General features: G+C 68.7%; 13 protein-coding genes, 1 pseudogene and 1 riboswitch. Of the genes and pseudogenes, 7 read left to right on the top strand and 7 right to left on the bottom strand.

Annotation, left to right across the window (positions count from 1 at the left end):
- Positions 1-64 precede the first annotated feature (64 nt).
- Both AB0I04_RS53750 and AB0I04_RS53745 read right to left on the bottom strand, forming a co-directional pair.
- Positions 65-2,893: an AAA family ATPase gene (locus AB0I04_RS53750; RefSeq protein WP_360904334.1), complete on the bottom strand. Its 2,829-nt coding sequence runs from the start codon at positions 2,891-2,893 to the stop codon at positions 65-67.
- 11 nt (positions 2,894-2,904) lie between these two features.
- A complete protein-coding gene (locus AB0I04_RS53745) occupies positions 2,905-3,468 on the bottom strand; it encodes a hypothetical protein (protein WP_360904331.1) in 564 nt (187 codons plus the stop codon).
- A gap of 364 nt (positions 3,469-3,832) precedes the next feature.
- Between AB0I04_RS53745 and AB0I04_RS53740 the strand changes: the two genes are divergently transcribed.
- Both AB0I04_RS53740 and AB0I04_RS53735 read left to right on the top strand, forming a co-directional pair.
- Positions 3,833-5,584, top strand: coding sequence for an ABC transporter permease subunit (locus AB0I04_RS53740; protein ID WP_360904328.1), 1,752 nt, complete (start codon positions 3,833-3,835; stop codon positions 5,582-5,584).
- 20 nt (positions 5,585-5,604) lie between these two features.
- The gene (locus AB0I04_RS53735) at positions 5,605-6,975 is read left to right on the top strand and encodes a nitrate/sulfonate/bicarbonate ABC transporter ATP-binding protein (protein WP_360904325.1); all 1,371 of its coding nucleotides are present in this window, start codon (positions 5,605-5,607) and stop codon (positions 6,973-6,975) included.
- A gap of 51 nt (positions 6,976-7,026) precedes the next feature.
- On the opposite strand, the gene AB0I04_RS53730 is transcribed toward AB0I04_RS53735, so the two are convergent.
- From AB0I04_RS53730 to AB0I04_RS53710, 5 genes are all read right to left on the bottom strand, one after another.
- Positions 7,027-7,212, bottom strand: coding sequence for a hypothetical protein (locus AB0I04_RS53730; protein WP_360904323.1), 186 nt, complete (start codon positions 7,210-7,212; stop codon positions 7,027-7,029).
- A 354-nt stretch (positions 7,213-7,566) separates the two neighbouring features.
- Positions 7,567-8,514: a VWA domain-containing protein gene (locus AB0I04_RS53725; RefSeq protein WP_360904337.1), complete on the bottom strand. Its 948-nt coding sequence runs from the start codon at positions 8,512-8,514 to the stop codon at positions 7,567-7,569.
- A gap of 156 nt (positions 8,515-8,670) precedes the next feature.
- Positions 8,671-9,093 carry a metalloregulator ArsR/SmtB family transcription factor gene (locus AB0I04_RS53720; protein WP_360904320.1) on the bottom strand — a complete coding sequence of 141 codons (423 nt, stop codon included), beginning with the start codon at positions 9,091-9,093 and terminating at the stop codon, positions 8,671-8,673.
- A 14-nt stretch (positions 9,094-9,107) separates the two neighbouring features.
- Positions 9,108-9,317: a hypothetical protein gene (locus AB0I04_RS53715; protein WP_360904317.1), complete on the bottom strand. Its 210-nt coding sequence runs from the start codon at positions 9,315-9,317 to the stop codon at positions 9,108-9,110.
- 203 nt (positions 9,318-9,520) lie between these two features.
- Positions 9,521-9,691, bottom strand: a complete 171-nt coding sequence (locus AB0I04_RS53710; protein ID WP_360904314.1) for a hypothetical protein — start codon at positions 9,689-9,691, stop codon at positions 9,521-9,523.
- Between the two features lie 244 nt (positions 9,692-9,935).
- Positions 9,936-10,112: riboswitch (M-box (ykoK) riboswitch) on the top strand.
- 307 nt (positions 10,113-10,419) lie between these two features.
- Between AB0I04_RS53710 and AB0I04_RS53705 the strand changes: the two genes are divergently transcribed.
- From AB0I04_RS53705 to AB0I04_RS53685, 5 genes and pseudogenes are all read left to right on the top strand, one after another.
- Complete coding sequence (locus AB0I04_RS53705; protein ID WP_360904312.1) at positions 10,420-11,787, top strand: CBS domain-containing protein; 1,368 nt, start codon at positions 10,420-10,422, stop codon at positions 11,785-11,787.
- Complete coding sequence (locus AB0I04_RS53700; RefSeq protein WP_360904309.1) at positions 11,784-13,097, top strand: divalent metal cation transporter; 1,314 nt, start codon at positions 11,784-11,786, stop codon at positions 13,095-13,097. The genes AB0I04_RS53705 and AB0I04_RS53700 overlap by 4 nt, the downstream gene beginning before the upstream one ends.
- 659 nt (positions 13,098-13,756) lie before the next feature.
- Positions 13,757-14,266 carry a hypothetical protein gene (locus tag AB0I04_RS53695; protein ID WP_360904340.1) on the top strand — a complete coding sequence of 170 codons (510 nt, stop codon included), beginning with the start codon at positions 13,757-13,759 and terminating at the stop codon, positions 14,264-14,266.
- Positions 14,152-14,481, top strand: a complete 330-nt coding sequence (locus tag AB0I04_RS53690) for an alpha/beta hydrolase (RefSeq protein WP_360904306.1) — start codon at positions 14,152-14,154, stop codon at positions 14,479-14,481. The genes AB0I04_RS53695 and AB0I04_RS53690 overlap by 115 nt, the downstream gene beginning before the upstream one ends.
- 164 nt (positions 14,482-14,645) lie before the next feature.
- Positions 14,646-14,794, top strand: a pseudogene (locus AB0I04_RS53685) (response regulator transcription factor); the annotation flags it as partial.

Below are 14,794 nucleotides of genomic sequence, written 5' to 3'. Positions count from 1 at the left end.
GGTACATGTGGCTGGGTGTCCTCCCCCGCGGCCCGGTGTGATGTTTTCGCGACCCGTCGGCCCGCTAGCGGGCCGACGGGTCGTTCCTGCGTAGTACGAGGTTGGCCAACTGCACTCGCGAATGCACGTCGAGTTTGCGGAACACGGCGCGCAGGTGGGTGCTGATCGTGCTGGGCGAGAGCACCAGCTCCTCGGCGGCCGACCGATTGGTGTGGCCGTCCGCGATGAGCAGGGCAACCCGCCGCTCCATCTGGGTCAACGCGTCCCAGCCCTGCTCGGGCCGCTGCGGTATCGGTGCCCAGCGGCGTCGGCGGGCACCCGCTGCCTGAAGTAGTCGCTGCACCCGGACCGCCGAGGCGGTCGCGCCGAGTTCGGCGTACTGGTCGTGCGCGGCGTCGAGCACCGCCAGTCCGACCTCCCGGTCTTTCTTGTCCACAATGGATCGTCCGTGTTCTTCGTTCGCCCTGGCGGCCAGCAACAGTCGAGGTGTTTTCCGCAGGCGCGTCAGTGCGGGTTCGAAATCGTTTGTGGACAGTGCGTCGATGAGCAGCTTGGCGCCGGTGACGCTGGCGACGTTCGGGTTGCGCCCGGCCAGCTCCCCGAGCATTTCAGCGGCCGCGCGCACGGTGTCGGCGTCACCGCGATGATGCGCCGAAGCGGCCGCACCTACCAGCAACTCCTCCGGCCACGGGAAGCGGTGGTCGGCTCGCAACACGGCCACGAGCTCGGCCGCGCCGCGCGGATCGCCCTCGACATCGGCAAGCAACGCGCTGGTCAGGGGCAGATTCGCGGTCCGTGCCGGTGCGTTGTCCCCGCGCAGTAGCGCGAGCAGCGCCTCCATCAGGCGTATCTGTGGTTCGAACGTGTAGTCGCACATCTCGGCCATCAACGAGGCCGCGGTCGCCGTCGCCTCGGCGGCGGCCTCCACCCGACCGGCACCGTACAGGAGCTGCGCGCGTATCAACGCCAGCTGCGGTGCCCTCCAGGAGTCGTCCCGGGCACCGTCGCCGAGCGCGGTCAACGCGCCGTCGATGTCGTCCAATCGGGCCAACGCCAACAGTTCGCGCAGTGCCAACTGGTTCGCTTCGGGCGCGCCGTACCCGGTCAGGCCCTGCGCGGCCGCGTGCGCCGACGCGAACAGCGCATGCGTGAGTTCGTAGTCACGCTCCCGGTCCGCGGCTTCCGCGGCGGCCATGGTCGCCAGCACGATCGCGATCGGATCGCTGTCGGTCAGGTCCACCGGTTCGGCCGCGGCCAGCGCGCGATAGCCCGCCAGGCGCGCCGCCAGGTCGCTCGGCGCGCCCTGATCCGCGGCGCGGTCGAGGAGTTCGGCGTACTGGTTGGTCAACCACAACCTGGGCAGCAGCAACAACCGCACCCGCGCCCGCAACTCAGCGCTGACCGGCGTGGCGAGCAGCGTGTCCGCGAACCGGGTCGCCTCGTCGAACTGCCGGTCGGCCATCAGGATCGACACCGCCTCGACCCCGATCTCGCCCCGTGCCAGTTCGTTCGCACCGGCCAGTTCGAACGCCTGCCGGATGAACGTGACCGACGTGGTGGGCATGGTGTCCAGCACCTCGTGCGCGGCTTTGCGCAGCACGTCCACCGCCGCCGAGTCACCCGGTTCGGCCGTGGCCAGCACGTGCGGTGCGGCTGCGGCGCAGCCACGTCCGCAGGCCAGCAGATGCTCGGCGATGGCATGATGCAGGGCGCGTCGTCCCGAGGGTGGCAGGTCCTCGTACACCGCCTGGCGCAACAATTCGTGCCGGAACCGCACCACGCCGCCCTCATCCGTGAGCAGTCCCGCGTTGATCGCCTCGACCAGCGGGTCGGTCAACCGCGTCGGCTGGACCCCGATCAATTCGGCGACGTCGGTGAGTCGGCAGTCTGGCCCGATCACGGCCGCGGTGCGCACCAGCTCCCGGCACGGCCGCGAGGTCGCCGTGACCCGTCTGCGCACGCCGTCCAGCAGCCCGGTCGGCACCGCGGGCCCGTTGGTGCCATCAGCCGCCGGTTCGAAAAGGCCCTCCAGCAGCTGTACGGTCAGGAACGGATTGCCGTGCGCGCCGGACAATCTGCGCAGCACCGCTGGTTCGGGTCGCGCACCGAGCCGATCCGTGGCAATCGCGAGCACCGCGTCCTCGGTCAATGCCGTCAGATCCAGCCAGGTCACCGGTAGATCCGGTCGGGCCGCGTCCGCGATCAGTTCGGCCGGGCCGCCGCCGGGCACCTCCCTGGTCGCCAGCACCCACGCTATCGGCGAGGCGATCAGCCGCTTCGGTAGGACGCGCATGATGAACACGCTCAGCGGATCACACCACTGCCCGTCGTCGACGGCGAGCAGAATCGGCCCTTCCTGCGTGCGTCGCTCCAACAGCGTGGCCAACCGTTCGGCCAGCCACAGCGGCTGTTCGTGCAGGGAGGCCAAGTCCATGAAGTCGGCCGAGTCGATCAACGGCGCCGTGCCGAACCGCAACGCCGGCCCGATCGAGGCCAGCGGCGCAAGTCGGTCGTCCTCATGCGCGGTGGTGTCCGCGGTGCGGAACCCGAGCCGACCTGCCTGTTCCACGATGGCCCGGACCATCATGGTCTTGCCGATTCCCGGTTCGCCACGCAACACCACCAGCGCGGGCCGGCCACGCTGCACCGTGCGCAACGCCTCCAGCGCCGCACCCAGCTCGACGGACCGCCCCCGCAACAGGCGGCCGCCCGGTGTGGCCGGTGCCGTCGCCGACGTCCGTTTCACCATCACTCCGGGAATTGTAGATGGTCCACATTTATGCCGTGAATCGAATGGCGAACATACGTCAAATGGCGCATAGTGACACGTGAAACAGCACGCGGTAGCGCGTCGAGCAGGGAATTCTCGCAGGGCTGTGGACTTTAATTCCACACGTCATGACTTCACGAGGCGGGTGCCAGGCGCCGCTTGGCCGCAGAGCTGACGTGATGGCGGGTCACCGTCACGATCTCGTGCCAGAACGGTCGGGCGGTCAGGTACGTGCCGAGCACGGACAGAATGCCCAGGCAGACGTCCACGCTGAGCCGCCCCTGCTTCGCCCAGTAGACGTCCCGCAGGTCCAGCAGCAGGGCGAACTCATCGACGACCAACGCGGTGCCGCCGCCGTACACGGCGGCGATCGCGGGGTGTCCCACGGCCCGTTCGTCACCGCGAACCGCGACCAGGCCGACCCCGGCAAGCGTGGCTATGCCGAAGTTGTAGTGGTGCAGATGCTGGCCACCCGTGGAGATGTTCCCAAAGGGCAGCCACCCGCCCCGGATGCCGTGCGTGATCAGTCGCACAGCGCCCCAGGTGGTGCCGAAGGAGATCCACATCGCCAGGAGAGACCGCTTCGTGGGGGTAAGGTGCCGGTCCGCCGACTCGCGCCAGCGCTCGACGAGAGGTGGTCGGCCATGTCCCGGTTCCGTGCCCGGGCCGCGTTGCGATGACAGGGTCTTTGATCCCATGGTCACCTCCCACCTACTGGTCCGCAGGCCAACCGCGCCTGCTCACCAGCCCTACCACTTCCGATGGTAGCCATGCGGTGGCGACGAACTGCGCACCCACCCTGAGGACTATTTGCGTATTCGCGCAACAAGGTGCAGACTTGGTCCGGGTTCGGCGTCTGCGTGTGAGGGGACGCAGCCATGGGTGGCGATCCGCATAGTCCCGGCTGTCTCGCGAGTCACCGCTGACGTCGCCTTCGCCGAGTTGATCGGCATCGCTGCGTCCCGAGCCCCTCACTACCAGGCGGTTCCGCCTCGGCCGGGGGCGGTGTGCGCGCGAGCTGCCCTCGTCGTGTTCCTGGTGTCCTGATCGAGGGGGTTCGTGATGACCGTGCCGCGTCTGGCGTCCGCGCGGGCGTCGCTGAGTGCGCGGGTGGCCCGCCGGATGGCGGAGTTCTCCTGGGTGGACGTGGTGGTCGCCGCGGCCGTGCTGGTGGGGCTGTACGTGGTGGTGCGGGTCGGCGGCGGGACGACGGTGTCGTTCACCCCCTCGAAGGTGACCGGCATCGATACCGATCCGTCGCGTCTGCCGTATTACGCGGCGCGGAGTCTGCTGCGGATGTTCACGGCGCTGGGACTGTCGCTGATCTTCACGCTGGTATGGGCGTACGCGGCAGCGCATTCACGGCGGCTGGAGCGGGTGATGATACCCGCGTTGGACATCCTGCAGTCGGTGCCGATCCTCGGCTTCTTGACGATCTTGGTGACCGGGTTCATCGCGCTGTTCCCGCACTCGCTGTTCGGGCTGGAGTGCGCGTCGGTCTTCGCGATCTTCACCTCACAGGCGTGGAACATGACGTTCGCTTTCTACCACTCCTTGATCACGGTCCCGCGCGAACTCGATGAGCTGTCGCGCAGCATGGGCTTTTCGCGGTGGATGCGGTTCTGGAAGATCGAGCTGCCCTCAGGTGCGATCAACCTGGTCTGGAACGGGATGATGAGCTTCGGCGGTGGCTGGTTCTTCCTGGTCGCCTCCGAGCTCATCAGCGTGTCGAACCACCACTACGTCCTGCCCGGCGTCGGCTCGTACGCCGGAACGGCGATCGCCTCCGGTGACCTGGGCCGGGTCGGCTGGGCGATCGCCACGATGGCGGTCATGGTCATCGGGGTGAACTTCCTGTTCTGGCGGCCCTTGGTGGCGTGGGTCGAACGGTTCAAGGTCGAGCAGGCCGAGGCCGTCCACGTACAACGGTCACTGGTACTGGAGTTCCTGCGCCGCTCACACTGGCCACGCGCTCTCGGCAGTACCCTGGCGCCGGTACGGGAAGCCGCCAACCGGGCGGGACGGATCTTCGGCGTCGACGACCGGCCCCTGCAGGCCGGTGCCTTCCGTCGCCGCGCCGGGGACACGGTCTTCGCGGTGGTGGTGTGCGGGCTGATCGGCTGGGGCGTGCTGAACCTGCTCGGCTACCTGCACGGCCGTACCGGGCTCGGCGTGTTCGGCCGGCCGCTGCTGCTCGGGTTGGCCACACTCGCCCGCGTCATCGTGCTGGTGACCGTGGCCACGCTGGTGTGGGTGCCGATCGGGGTAAAGATCGGATTCTCACCGCGGCTGACCCGGATCGCCCAGCCGGTGGTGCAGATCCTGGCGAGCTTTCCCGCCAACTTCCTGTTCCCCCTCGCCACGTGGTTCTTCCTCAAGACCGGCCTGTCGCTGAACATCGGCGGGATCCTGCTCATGGCTCTGGGCGCCCAGTGGTACATCCTGTTCAACGCCATCGCCGGCGCCATGGCAATCCCCACCGACCTGCGCGAGGCAATGGACGACCTGGGTGTACGGGGCTGGCAGCGCTGGCGCCGGTTGATCATCCCCGGGATCTTCCCCGCCTACGTGACCGGCGGCATCACCGCTTCCGGCGGGGCATGGAACGCCTCCATCGTGGCGGAGATCGTCACCTTCGGCGGCACGACACTGACCGCCACCGGGCTGGGCGCCTATATCGCCCACGCCACCGAGCACGGCGACTACCCCCAGGTCCTGGCCGGGATCGCGGTGATGTCCCTGTACGTCGTCGGACTCAACCGCCTCGTATGGCGCCGCCTGTACCGGCTGGCCGAGAACCGATACTCATTGTGAGGGCGTGGAGGACAACGGCGATGACCACGACCATTGGAACCCGAACCGGGGCCGAACTGTTGTCGGTGCACGGACTGACCAAGAGCTACGCCGGCGCCGACGGGGAACTGCCCGTGCTGGCCGGTATCGACCTGACGATCCGTGAGGGCGAGATCGTCGCGCTGCTGGGTAAGAGCGGATCGGGCAAGTCCACGCTGCTGCGCTGCCTCGCGGGCCTGATCCCGCCGAGTTCGGGCACGGTCAGCTATCGCGGGGCCCCGCTCAAGGGTGCCAACCCCGGCACCACGATGGTGTTCCAGACCTTCGCGCTGCTGCCCTGGCTCACCGTGCAGCAGAACGTCGAAGTCGGCCTGGAAGCGCGCGGCGTCGGCGCCGCGCAGCGCCGGCAGGCGGCGCTCAACGCGATCGATCTGATCGGCCTGGACGGGTTCGAATCGGCCTACCCCAAGGAGCTGTCCGGCGGAATGCGGCAGCGTGTCGGGTTCGCCCGTGCCCTGGTCGTCGAACCCGACGTGTTGCTGATGGACGAGCCGTTCTCCGCCCTGGACGTGCTGACCGCCGAGAACCTGCGCGGTGAGTTGATGGAGCTGTGGGAGTCCGGGGAGTTCCCCACCAAGGCCATCGTCGTGGTCACCCACAACATCGAAGAGGCCGTACTGATGGCCGACCGCGTCGTCGTGCTCGGCTCCCGCCCCTACGGCACGATCCGCGCCAGCTACGACATCACCCTGGAACGCCCCCGCGACCGCGACGCACGCCAGTTCACCGCGCTGATCAACGAGATCTACCGCACCATGACCGGCCGCGGCGAACAGGCCGCACCACTCCCCCCACATGGCGTGGACACCGCCCGCCCCAGACCCACGCTCGCCAACGCCCCGCTCCCCGCCGCCTCAGTGGACGGGATGGCCGGACTGGCCGAAATCCTCCAGCGCCACGACGGACACCTCGACATCGCCGACCTCGCCGACGAACTCGGCCTCGAAGTCGACGATCTGCTCCCCCTGGTCGACGCCCTGGAACTGCTCGGGTTCGCCCTCCTGGACGGCGGCCATCTCGCCCTCTCCGATGAGGGACTGGCCTTCTCAGCCGCCGACGTGCAGGACTCCAAGAAGATCTTCGCCGCCGCCGCACTCCAGGTCCCCCTGGTCCGGCTCATCACCACCAGCCTGGGAAAGAGCATCGACGGCGGCCTGCGATACGGGTTCTTCCGGGACCTGCTCGCCCACCACTACACCAGCGAACAGGTCACCGCACAGCTGGAGGTCGCCACCGACTGGGGCCGCTACGCCGAGCTGTACTCCTACGACGCCAACCACGAGGAGTACATGCTCGACCCCTCCCGCGCCGCCACCCTCGGCCCTGACGACGAACCCGGGATATCGGCCTGAACGACCTCGCAGACCCCGCTGGATACGAACTGCGCAGAGGAGGCAGGGCGGTCAGGGCCGCATTGCGTTCCGCGCGAGCCTCAGCGCGACGTCCAGCCCGATCTGCACGACGATCCCGGCTCCGCAGGCTCCTACGATCGCGACCGCGATCGGCTCCAGGAACGGAAGCAGGGAACGCAGCGCATCGGACAGGCCCGCGGGCAGGACCAGCTGGGGAACGTTGATCGTGATCGTCATGACGAACCTCCCGTCTGCGCCGTTCAGACGGCGCAACGGCACCCGTCATGTGCCGGCCGAAGACTCGGCCGGCCTGAGCGCGGCGGTCAGCCCGCGAGCCGCAGGCCGCGCGTGCCGGGTGCAGCGGAACTCGGTCGATGATCATTACTGGCATCAGGACTCATTCCGCACACCTCCTCGCGGTCATGGCCCAGTGGGCCCACGGCTTCATCTCCCACTACACCCCGCGATCGAGTCCTTGTCAAGTGATTGCGCAACTAAGCAATGAGTCGCGCTCATCGGGATGACCGCACCGGACGCGTCACCGAGTTTCGCGTTGGTATCGCCTGGGCGCCGTTCTGCCCCTCGCACCGCTCATGGCAGACGCGCGAACCACATCAGCGAAAGAGCACCACCGCTCAGCGCGAGCACGAGCGCGACGCCGAAGTAGCCCGAGGTCGACTCCTGGCGTTCGGTGCGGAAGCCGAGCGAACTGCCGATGTGCTTGTAGACCTGCGACAGCTCCGATCCGGCCTCGGCCTCGTACGCCTTGCCGCCGGTGTCGACGGCGAGATTGCGCAGGGTGGTCTTGCTGGGCGGCACCGGAACGGTCTCCCCGTCGATGGTGACGGTGCCGCCCGGTGTTCCGAACGCGATCGTCGACACCGGTATCTTCGCGGCCTTCGCCGCGGCGGCCGCCTCGATCGTGGAGCGCCCGCTGGTGTTGTCGCCGTCGGACATCAGCACGATATGGCCGGGCGGCGGGTCCTGGCCCGCGCGGGAGTCGAAGGACCGGATGGACTGCAGGGCGGTGAACACCGCCTCGCCGATCGCGGTGCTCTTGCACAACTGCAGACCGTCGATCCCATTCGCGATGGCATCGCGATCGATGGTCGGAGCGACGACCGCGGAGGCATCACCGCAGAAACTGATCAAGCCCACGTTGAACCGGAGCGGCAGGCTCCGTACGAACTTCTTCGCCTGTGTCTTGGCCGCCTCGACGCGGCTCGGCGCCACGTCGGTGGCCTTCATCGACAAGGACACATCGATCGCCACGATGATCGTGGCCCGCTCACGCGGAACCCTCACCGGCCGGGCCGGCCGCGCGAACCCGACCAACAGCACCACGATCGTCGCCAGGAACAACGCCGCCGTCACATGCCGTCGCCACCCCGGGCGGTGCGGCGCCACCTGTGCCAGCAACGCCAGGTTGGTGAACCGCACCGCGTACTTCTTCCGCTTTCGCTGCATCAGCAGATAAGCGATGACCATGAGAGGAAGCAGCAGCAGCCACCACAGCCGCTCCGGCGCGAGGAACGTCACGGCGTCCGCCCGATCCGGCGTCGGGGAGCGAAGCCCGGCCACGCGGTCGTCATCGCCGGCGCCGCCCTGGCCATCGACCGGCGTCGCCAGTTCCCCTCACCACGGCTCCGTCACTCGGATACGCCCCCCATAAGCTGCCGCTCCCTGGATCTGTGCTCACGCCGGCGCCGGACCCGGCACGATGATCGGCACCGGCACGACGGCTCCCGCCGGCGCGGACACCGCGGCCCCCGAGGATCCCGGCCCGTCCTGCGGCGGCTCGACCTGACCGGTGATGTACCCGGCCAGCAGCCCCGCCCCCTCCAGCACGCTGCGAACCTGCGAGTTCGCCGCCTGGTAGAAGATCCGAGTCCCGTCCCGGCGCGAACTCACCAGACCGGCCGCCCGCAACTTCGCCAGATGCTGTGACACCGCGGCCACATGCGCCCCCACCAGCTCCGACAGCTGGCCCACCGAGCGCTCCTCATCGGCCACCGCCCAGAGGATCTGAAACCGAGTCGGATCGGCCACCGCCTTAAGGACCGAGACGATCGCGTCAACGCTGACGACCGGCGACTCAGATGAAGCTTGCGCACTCATGCAACAACCCTAATTCACGGACGGCGGCCGACACGCCGCCACGACCCTCGCCCCGAGTAGATGCCGACCATCAGCAACACGGTGACGGCCACGGTCACCAGTACCAGCGACACCACACCGCGCACCGGGTCGGGCAACAGCCAGACGACCGCCATCTCGCCGGCCATCACCGCCGCCGCCATCGACATGGGGCGCATCCCCCAGTGGCCGGCACACCACCTCATGACGACTCCCTCCCGCCGATCCGAACAGCGAAAGCATACTTGCGTATTTGCGTAATAATATTAGCTTCCATCGCCCCCGGGCGCCATCCGAAGCCGCCCCGACCGCCACAGCCCAGGTTGCCGATCGGACGGCCGCCTCCCGCGCCCGCTCCGGAAGACGGCGGGAATGGGACGACGGGGCATGCGCCGGGACGACGCCGCCGTCATCCTCGGCCGCTGCTTCGCCAAATGGCGATCAGCAGGGTCACGACGAGGGCGGCGAGCACCCCGATGCCGATGAGGGCCTGGGTCCTGCCGTAGACGAGAAGGTGAACACGGGCAAGAAGCTCAAAAGCGCCGTGGAGCCGGGCGACGACCAGTGACGTGTCCGCCATCGGCCTCACCCCATAGACCGCTGCACCAACACGCGCGGACGCGTGCGACCGCACATGGTGATGGCCATCTCACTCAACGAGTCGATTCCATCCCCACGCTAAAAACTTTTGTTTGATTGCGCAAGTATGAAATCAGCGGTCAGAGCTGCGAAAACGGCCGCAGGAGCCGCCGTCACGGACCGGACCGAGAAGATCAAGACCGAGGAGGTAGATGAGGGTTGGCGTATCATGGTGGTGATTGTTCGAGGCACCTCGTTCGGTGAGGCGTCTTCACGGACATAGGCCACTGACCCCACGACGTCGAGAGACGCCCAGGGTCAGGACACCTCTCCCCGGCCTAAGGGGACAGGCCAAGTGGCTTCCCGCTGCAGGGCGGGATCACGCCGTGGAGTGCCAAAGCTCTGACGAGTTGGGGTGACCCGGGGCATCCGCCCCGGTCTGCTCCTTGCCGACATGTCCTGACACCTCAGGTGTCCGTGGCCGGGAGGAGGCGAGATGGACAGTAGTCCGGGCCATAGTCGGCCCCATCCCAGGTTGTCCTCGCCGTCCTTCCGCGGCACGAGGCAGTCACTGCTTCCCTGATCGTCATCCGGCGTTGCCGCCGGTCGCCCGCTCATATTCGCCCGGTCCCATCTCGACCGGACCGGATCCCGCGGGCCTTGTGCCGGGGACCGATGCTGCCTGCTGCCGCCGTTACCCCGCCGTACCGGGGTGAGGGGGTGTTCACCATGGTCGCCACCAGTTTGCTCATGTCCACCACGGCCCGGTTGCGCAGCCGCAGGGTTCACTTGCAGCGGCGCGCGACGGCCTCCCGGGCCGTGCGCGCCTCCCTGGTCTCGCTGGCCGGCCTGATCGGCGGCCCGGTCATCAACCAGGCCGGTGAGGAGGTCGGCCGCCTCGTCGACATCGTCGCCCGCCTGTACGGGACCGAGGCGTACCCGCCGGTGACCGGACTGGTCGTCCGGGTCGGCCGCCGCCGCGCGTTCTTGACCGCCGAGGCCATCGACAACGTCCGCGCCGGGCGGGTCGAGCTGCGCAGTGCCCGCCTGGACCTGCGCGAGTACGAGCGCCGCCCCGGCGAGGTGCTCCTCGCCCGCGACGTGCTGGACCACCAGCTCGTGGACGTCGACGGGCTACAGGTCACCCGGGCCGCAGACCTGTACCTGGCGCCGGTGGCCGACCGGATCGTGCTGGTCGGGGTGGACGTCAGCCTGCCGACCCTGCTGCGGCGACTCGGCCCTCGGCGATGGCGGACCCGCCCGACGCCCGAGCGGGTGCTGGACTGGGAAGCCATCGCCCCGTTCGCCGAAGACGCCACCACCGGCCCACCTGACGTACGGCTACGCGCCTCCAGGGCGGCGCTGCACCGGATGCGCCCGGCCGATCTGGCCGACCTTCTCGAAGACCTCGGCCGCACCGAGCGGCAGCAGCTCCTGGACATGCTCGAGCCCGGTCACGCCGCCGACGCGCTGGAGGAGATGGAACCGGCCGAGTTGGAGAACCTGCTGCGTGAGACCGGGCCCGCCCACGCCGCCCGGCTGATCGAGGACATGGAGCCCGACGAAGCCGTCGACGCGCTGCGCGACCTGCACTCGGGCGAGCGCGAGGATCTGCTGTCCCGCATGCCGACGTCCGACTCACAGCGACTGCGCCGATTGCTGACCCATCAGGAGGGCACCGCCGGCGGTGCGATGACCACCCGGCTGGTCACCGCGCGCCCCGATCAGACCGTGGCCGAGGTCCGGGTCGAGCTGGCCGCCCAGGCCGAGCACCGTACCGAGATCGACGCGGTCGTCGTCGTCGACCCCGAGGGAGGGCTGATCGCCGACATCGCCCTGTTCGACCTGGTCGTCGCCGAGGCCGGCATCACGATCGCCGACCTGGTCGACTGGCTCGCCCAGTTCGGTCCGCCCGCCACCGTCCGTACCGACACCCGCCTGGCCGAGGCCGCCGAACAACTGGTGGCCGCCCGCACGTCCTCTCTGCTCGTCGTCGACGAACACGACCGGCCGGTCGGCCGGATCCTGGCCGACGACGTCCTCGACGCGGTGCTGCCCCAGCGCGGGCGCCTGCACTTCCGGAGGATCCTGCAATGAGCCGCGACGCCGACACCACGGCCGCCACCGCTCCGGCCACGGACGCCGGCCACCCGGCCGCCGGCGCGCGCCGGCGCCGGGGCATCGGGCGGCTCGCCGCGATCGCGGCGATCGCCGGGCCCGGCCTGATCGCCGCCAACGCGGGCAACGACGCTGCCGGCATCGCCACCTACGCCAGCGCCGGGTCCCAGTTCACCTACGGGACGCTGTTCTTCATGGTGCTGGTCACCATCGCCCTGGTCATGGTCCAGGAGATGGCCGTACGGCTCGGCGCCCACACGGGCAAAGGCCTGGGAGCGCTGATCCGCGAGCAGTTCAGCCTCCGCCTGACCGCCCTGGCCATGGCCTGTCTGCTGCTGGCCAACACGGGCCTGGTCGTCAGCGAGTTCGCCGGGATCGGCGCCGCCTTCACTCTCCTCGGCGTCCCCAAATGGGCCGTCATCCCCCCGGCCGCCGTGTTGTTGTGGTCGCTCGTGCTGTTCGGCTCCTACCGCTGGGCCGAACGGATCTTCCTGGTGATGTCGCTGGCGTTCTTCGCCTACCCCATCGCGATGATCCTCGGCCACCCTGACTGGGGCAAGGTCGGCCGCCACCTGATCGTTCCTCACGTCGAGCCCAGCAAGGCCTTCATCCTGCTCGCCGTCGCCCTGATCGGCACCACGGTCAGCCCATACATGCAGTTCTACGCCGCCGCCGGAGTCGTCGACCGCGGCGCCAAACCCCAGGACTACCGGCTGATCCGGGCCGACGCGATCATCGGTGCGATCTTCGCCTGCATCATCAGCCTGACCATCATCATCGCCACCGCCGCCGCCATCGGCGGAACCGGCCCGCTCGACTCGGCCGCCCAGGCCGCCCGGGCCCTCGAACCCGTCGCCGGGCACGAAGCCGAACTGCTGTTCGCCTTCGGTCTGCTCGGCGCCTCCGCCCTGGCCGGAGCAGTGGTGCCCCTGTCCGCCAGCTACGCCATCGGCGAGGCCGCCGGCGTCGAACGCTCCGTCTCCCGCCGCTTCCGCGACGCACCTCTGTTCCTCGGACTGTTCACCGCCCAGGTCATCCTCGGCGCGACAGTGGCCATGACCCCGATCGACGTCATCAAACTCCTGATCGGCACCCAGGTCCTCCAGGGACTGATCAGCCCCATCGTGCTGATCTACCTCCTGGTGCTCACCAACCGCCGCGCCCTGCTCGGCACCGCGGCCAACGGCCCCCGCTACCGCATCGCCGCCACCACCGTGGTCGTCGGTGTCGCCGCCATGTCCACCATCCTGCTGGCACAGACCCTGCTCGGCTGGTTCGGCCTCGGCTGACCCGGTCGGCCTCGATGCGGTCGGCGGGACGGCACTCGATCCGCCGGTGATGACGGGCATTGGCCCGCGCCGGCCATTGGATGAGCTGAGCGTTGAGGCGCCTGAGGCGCCGGCGAGCGCGCCGCCCCGCCCGTACGTGGCCGGGCCGGCCACCCTCGTCGCAGGCCGGACTCCGGGTCGTCCCGGCCATCGCTCAACGCCGGATCCGGCACAGCCGCTGTTGTCCCTCGTGCGAGCTACCCGCGAATGTCCACTGCGCGGTGACGATTCCAGGCCGTCGAATCAATAGCGTTCTCGACGTAGCCGCAGCGCTAAGGGTCGTCAATTCTCTTTCATTGGAGGACATTATGCTCCGTAAGGCCACGACATCTGTGGCGATAGCACTGTGCTGCACGGTGGCCGGCGTTGGGCTAGCCGGCTGCAAGGGAATCACAAGCGCAAATTCGGATCCATCCGCCACGGCTACGGATACTTCCTCGGTCGTATGGGGTGCTTGCCCCGCGCCGCCGCCCGGGACCAAGGTGACCCGCGGCAAAAATGCGGCGCGCTCAAAGTGCCGTTGGATTATCGGCATCCTGGCGGGAAGCAGATCACGATCGCCGTCTCCCGTATCCCGTATCCCGGCCACCGATCCGGCGAACCGACGCGGCGTCCTGCTGTTGAACCCCGACGGTCCGCCCGCGGCCGTCACCGACTCCTACCTCAAGCTGGCGGCGCAGCTCGACACCCGGCCGGTCACCGTTCCGGGCACGTCGACCGTGCTGACCGGTGACATGTTCCGCTACGTGACCACGCTCCTGCTCTTCCAGGACGCGACGTTCCCGATGCTGTCCGAGGCATGGCGAGCCACCGCCGACCTCGCCGCGGGCCACGCCACGAGCCAGGAGATCAGCGGCCTCCAGCGGACTCTCGCCGTGGTCAACCCCAGCGCCACTACCTCACCGGGAGTCCCCGGAGACAACGCGATCGCGGCGGCCTACGCGGTGGCCTGTGACGACGTACGCTGGCCGAGCAACGTCCAGACGTACGCCCGCAACGTCGCCGAAGACCGCAGGTGTTCCCCCTGTCCGGCGGCTCCCCGGCGAACCTGTGGCCCTGCGCCTTCTGGCATACCACCCCGGTCGAACACCCCGTCAAGATCAGCAACCACGGCCCCCGCAACATCCTGATCCTGCAGAACGAGCGCGACCCGGCAGCCACACTGGACTCAGGCCGAGGCATGCACAAAGCCCTCGGCACCCGATCAACCCTTGTGACGGTCGACGCAGGCGGCCACGGCGTCTACGGCACACAAGGCCCCCAGGCATGCTCCACGAAGGCAACCGACACTTTCCTGATCGAAGGAAAGATCCCAAATCACGACGTCCGCTGCCCTCGGCCCTGATCATCCTCAACGGCGACGCCCACGCAGCCGCGCCGAGACGAAGAACGCGTTTCGCGGGCGTCCTCAGACGTCGTGGTGGAGGCAGAGGAGATCACGGTCGCCGTGCCGGGGGCGTGTCCGGTTTGCATATGTCGGCGATATGTCGTGCTGTTTAGGGTTCAGGGATGCGCGTGCTGATCGTGGAGGATGAGCCGTATCTGGCCGAAGCGGTCCGTGATGGTCTGCGGCTGGAGGCGATCGCCGCCGATATCGCCGGGGACGGCGACACCGCTCTGGAGCTGCTCGGCCTCAACTCCTATGACCTGGCGGTGCT

This window comes from Actinoallomurus sp. NPDC050550, from assembly GCF_040655075.1.
GTDB lineage: Bacteria > Actinomycetota > Actinomycetes > Streptosporangiales > Streptosporangiaceae > Actinoallomurus.
Note: the sequence above shows the minus strand (reverse complement) of the source record. Positions and strands in the feature narration are given on the sequence as shown.

Bases quoted from the DNA above. Each gene is read 5' to 3' on its own strand.
- AB0I04_RS53710 (WP_360904314.1), bottom strand. From the start codon at position 9,691: ATGGCGGACACGTCACTGGTCGTCGCCCGGCTCCACGGCGCTTTTGAG.
- AB0I04_RS53735 (WP_360904325.1), top strand. From the start codon at position 5,605: ATGACCACGACCATTGGAACCCGAACCGGGGCCGAACTGTTGTCGGTG.
- AB0I04_RS53705 (WP_360904312.1), top strand. From the start codon at position 10,420: ATGGTCGCCACCAGTTTGCTCATGTCCACCACGGCCCGGTTGCGCAGC.
- AB0I04_RS53715 (WP_360904317.1), bottom strand. From the start codon at position 9,317: ATGAGGTGGTGTGCCGGCCACTGGGGGATGCGCCCCATGTCGATGGCG.
- AB0I04_RS53700 (WP_360904309.1), top strand. From the start codon at position 11,784: ATGAGCCGCGACGCCGACACCACGGCCGCCACCGCTCCGGCCACGGAC.
- AB0I04_RS53740 (WP_360904328.1), top strand. From the start codon at position 3,833: ATGACCGTGCCGCGTCTGGCGTCCGCGCGGGCGTCGCTGAGTGCGCGG.
- AB0I04_RS53745 (WP_360904331.1), bottom strand. From the start codon at position 3,468: ATGGGATCAAAGACCCTGTCATCGCAACGCGGCCCGGGCACGGAACCG.
- AB0I04_RS53730 (WP_360904323.1), bottom strand. From the start codon at position 7,212: ATGACGATCACGATCAACGTTCCCCAGCTGGTCCTGCCCGCGGGCCTG.
- AB0I04_RS53720 (WP_360904320.1), bottom strand. From the start codon at position 9,093: ATGAGTGCGCAAGCTTCATCTGAGTCGCCGGTCGTCAGCGTTGACGCG.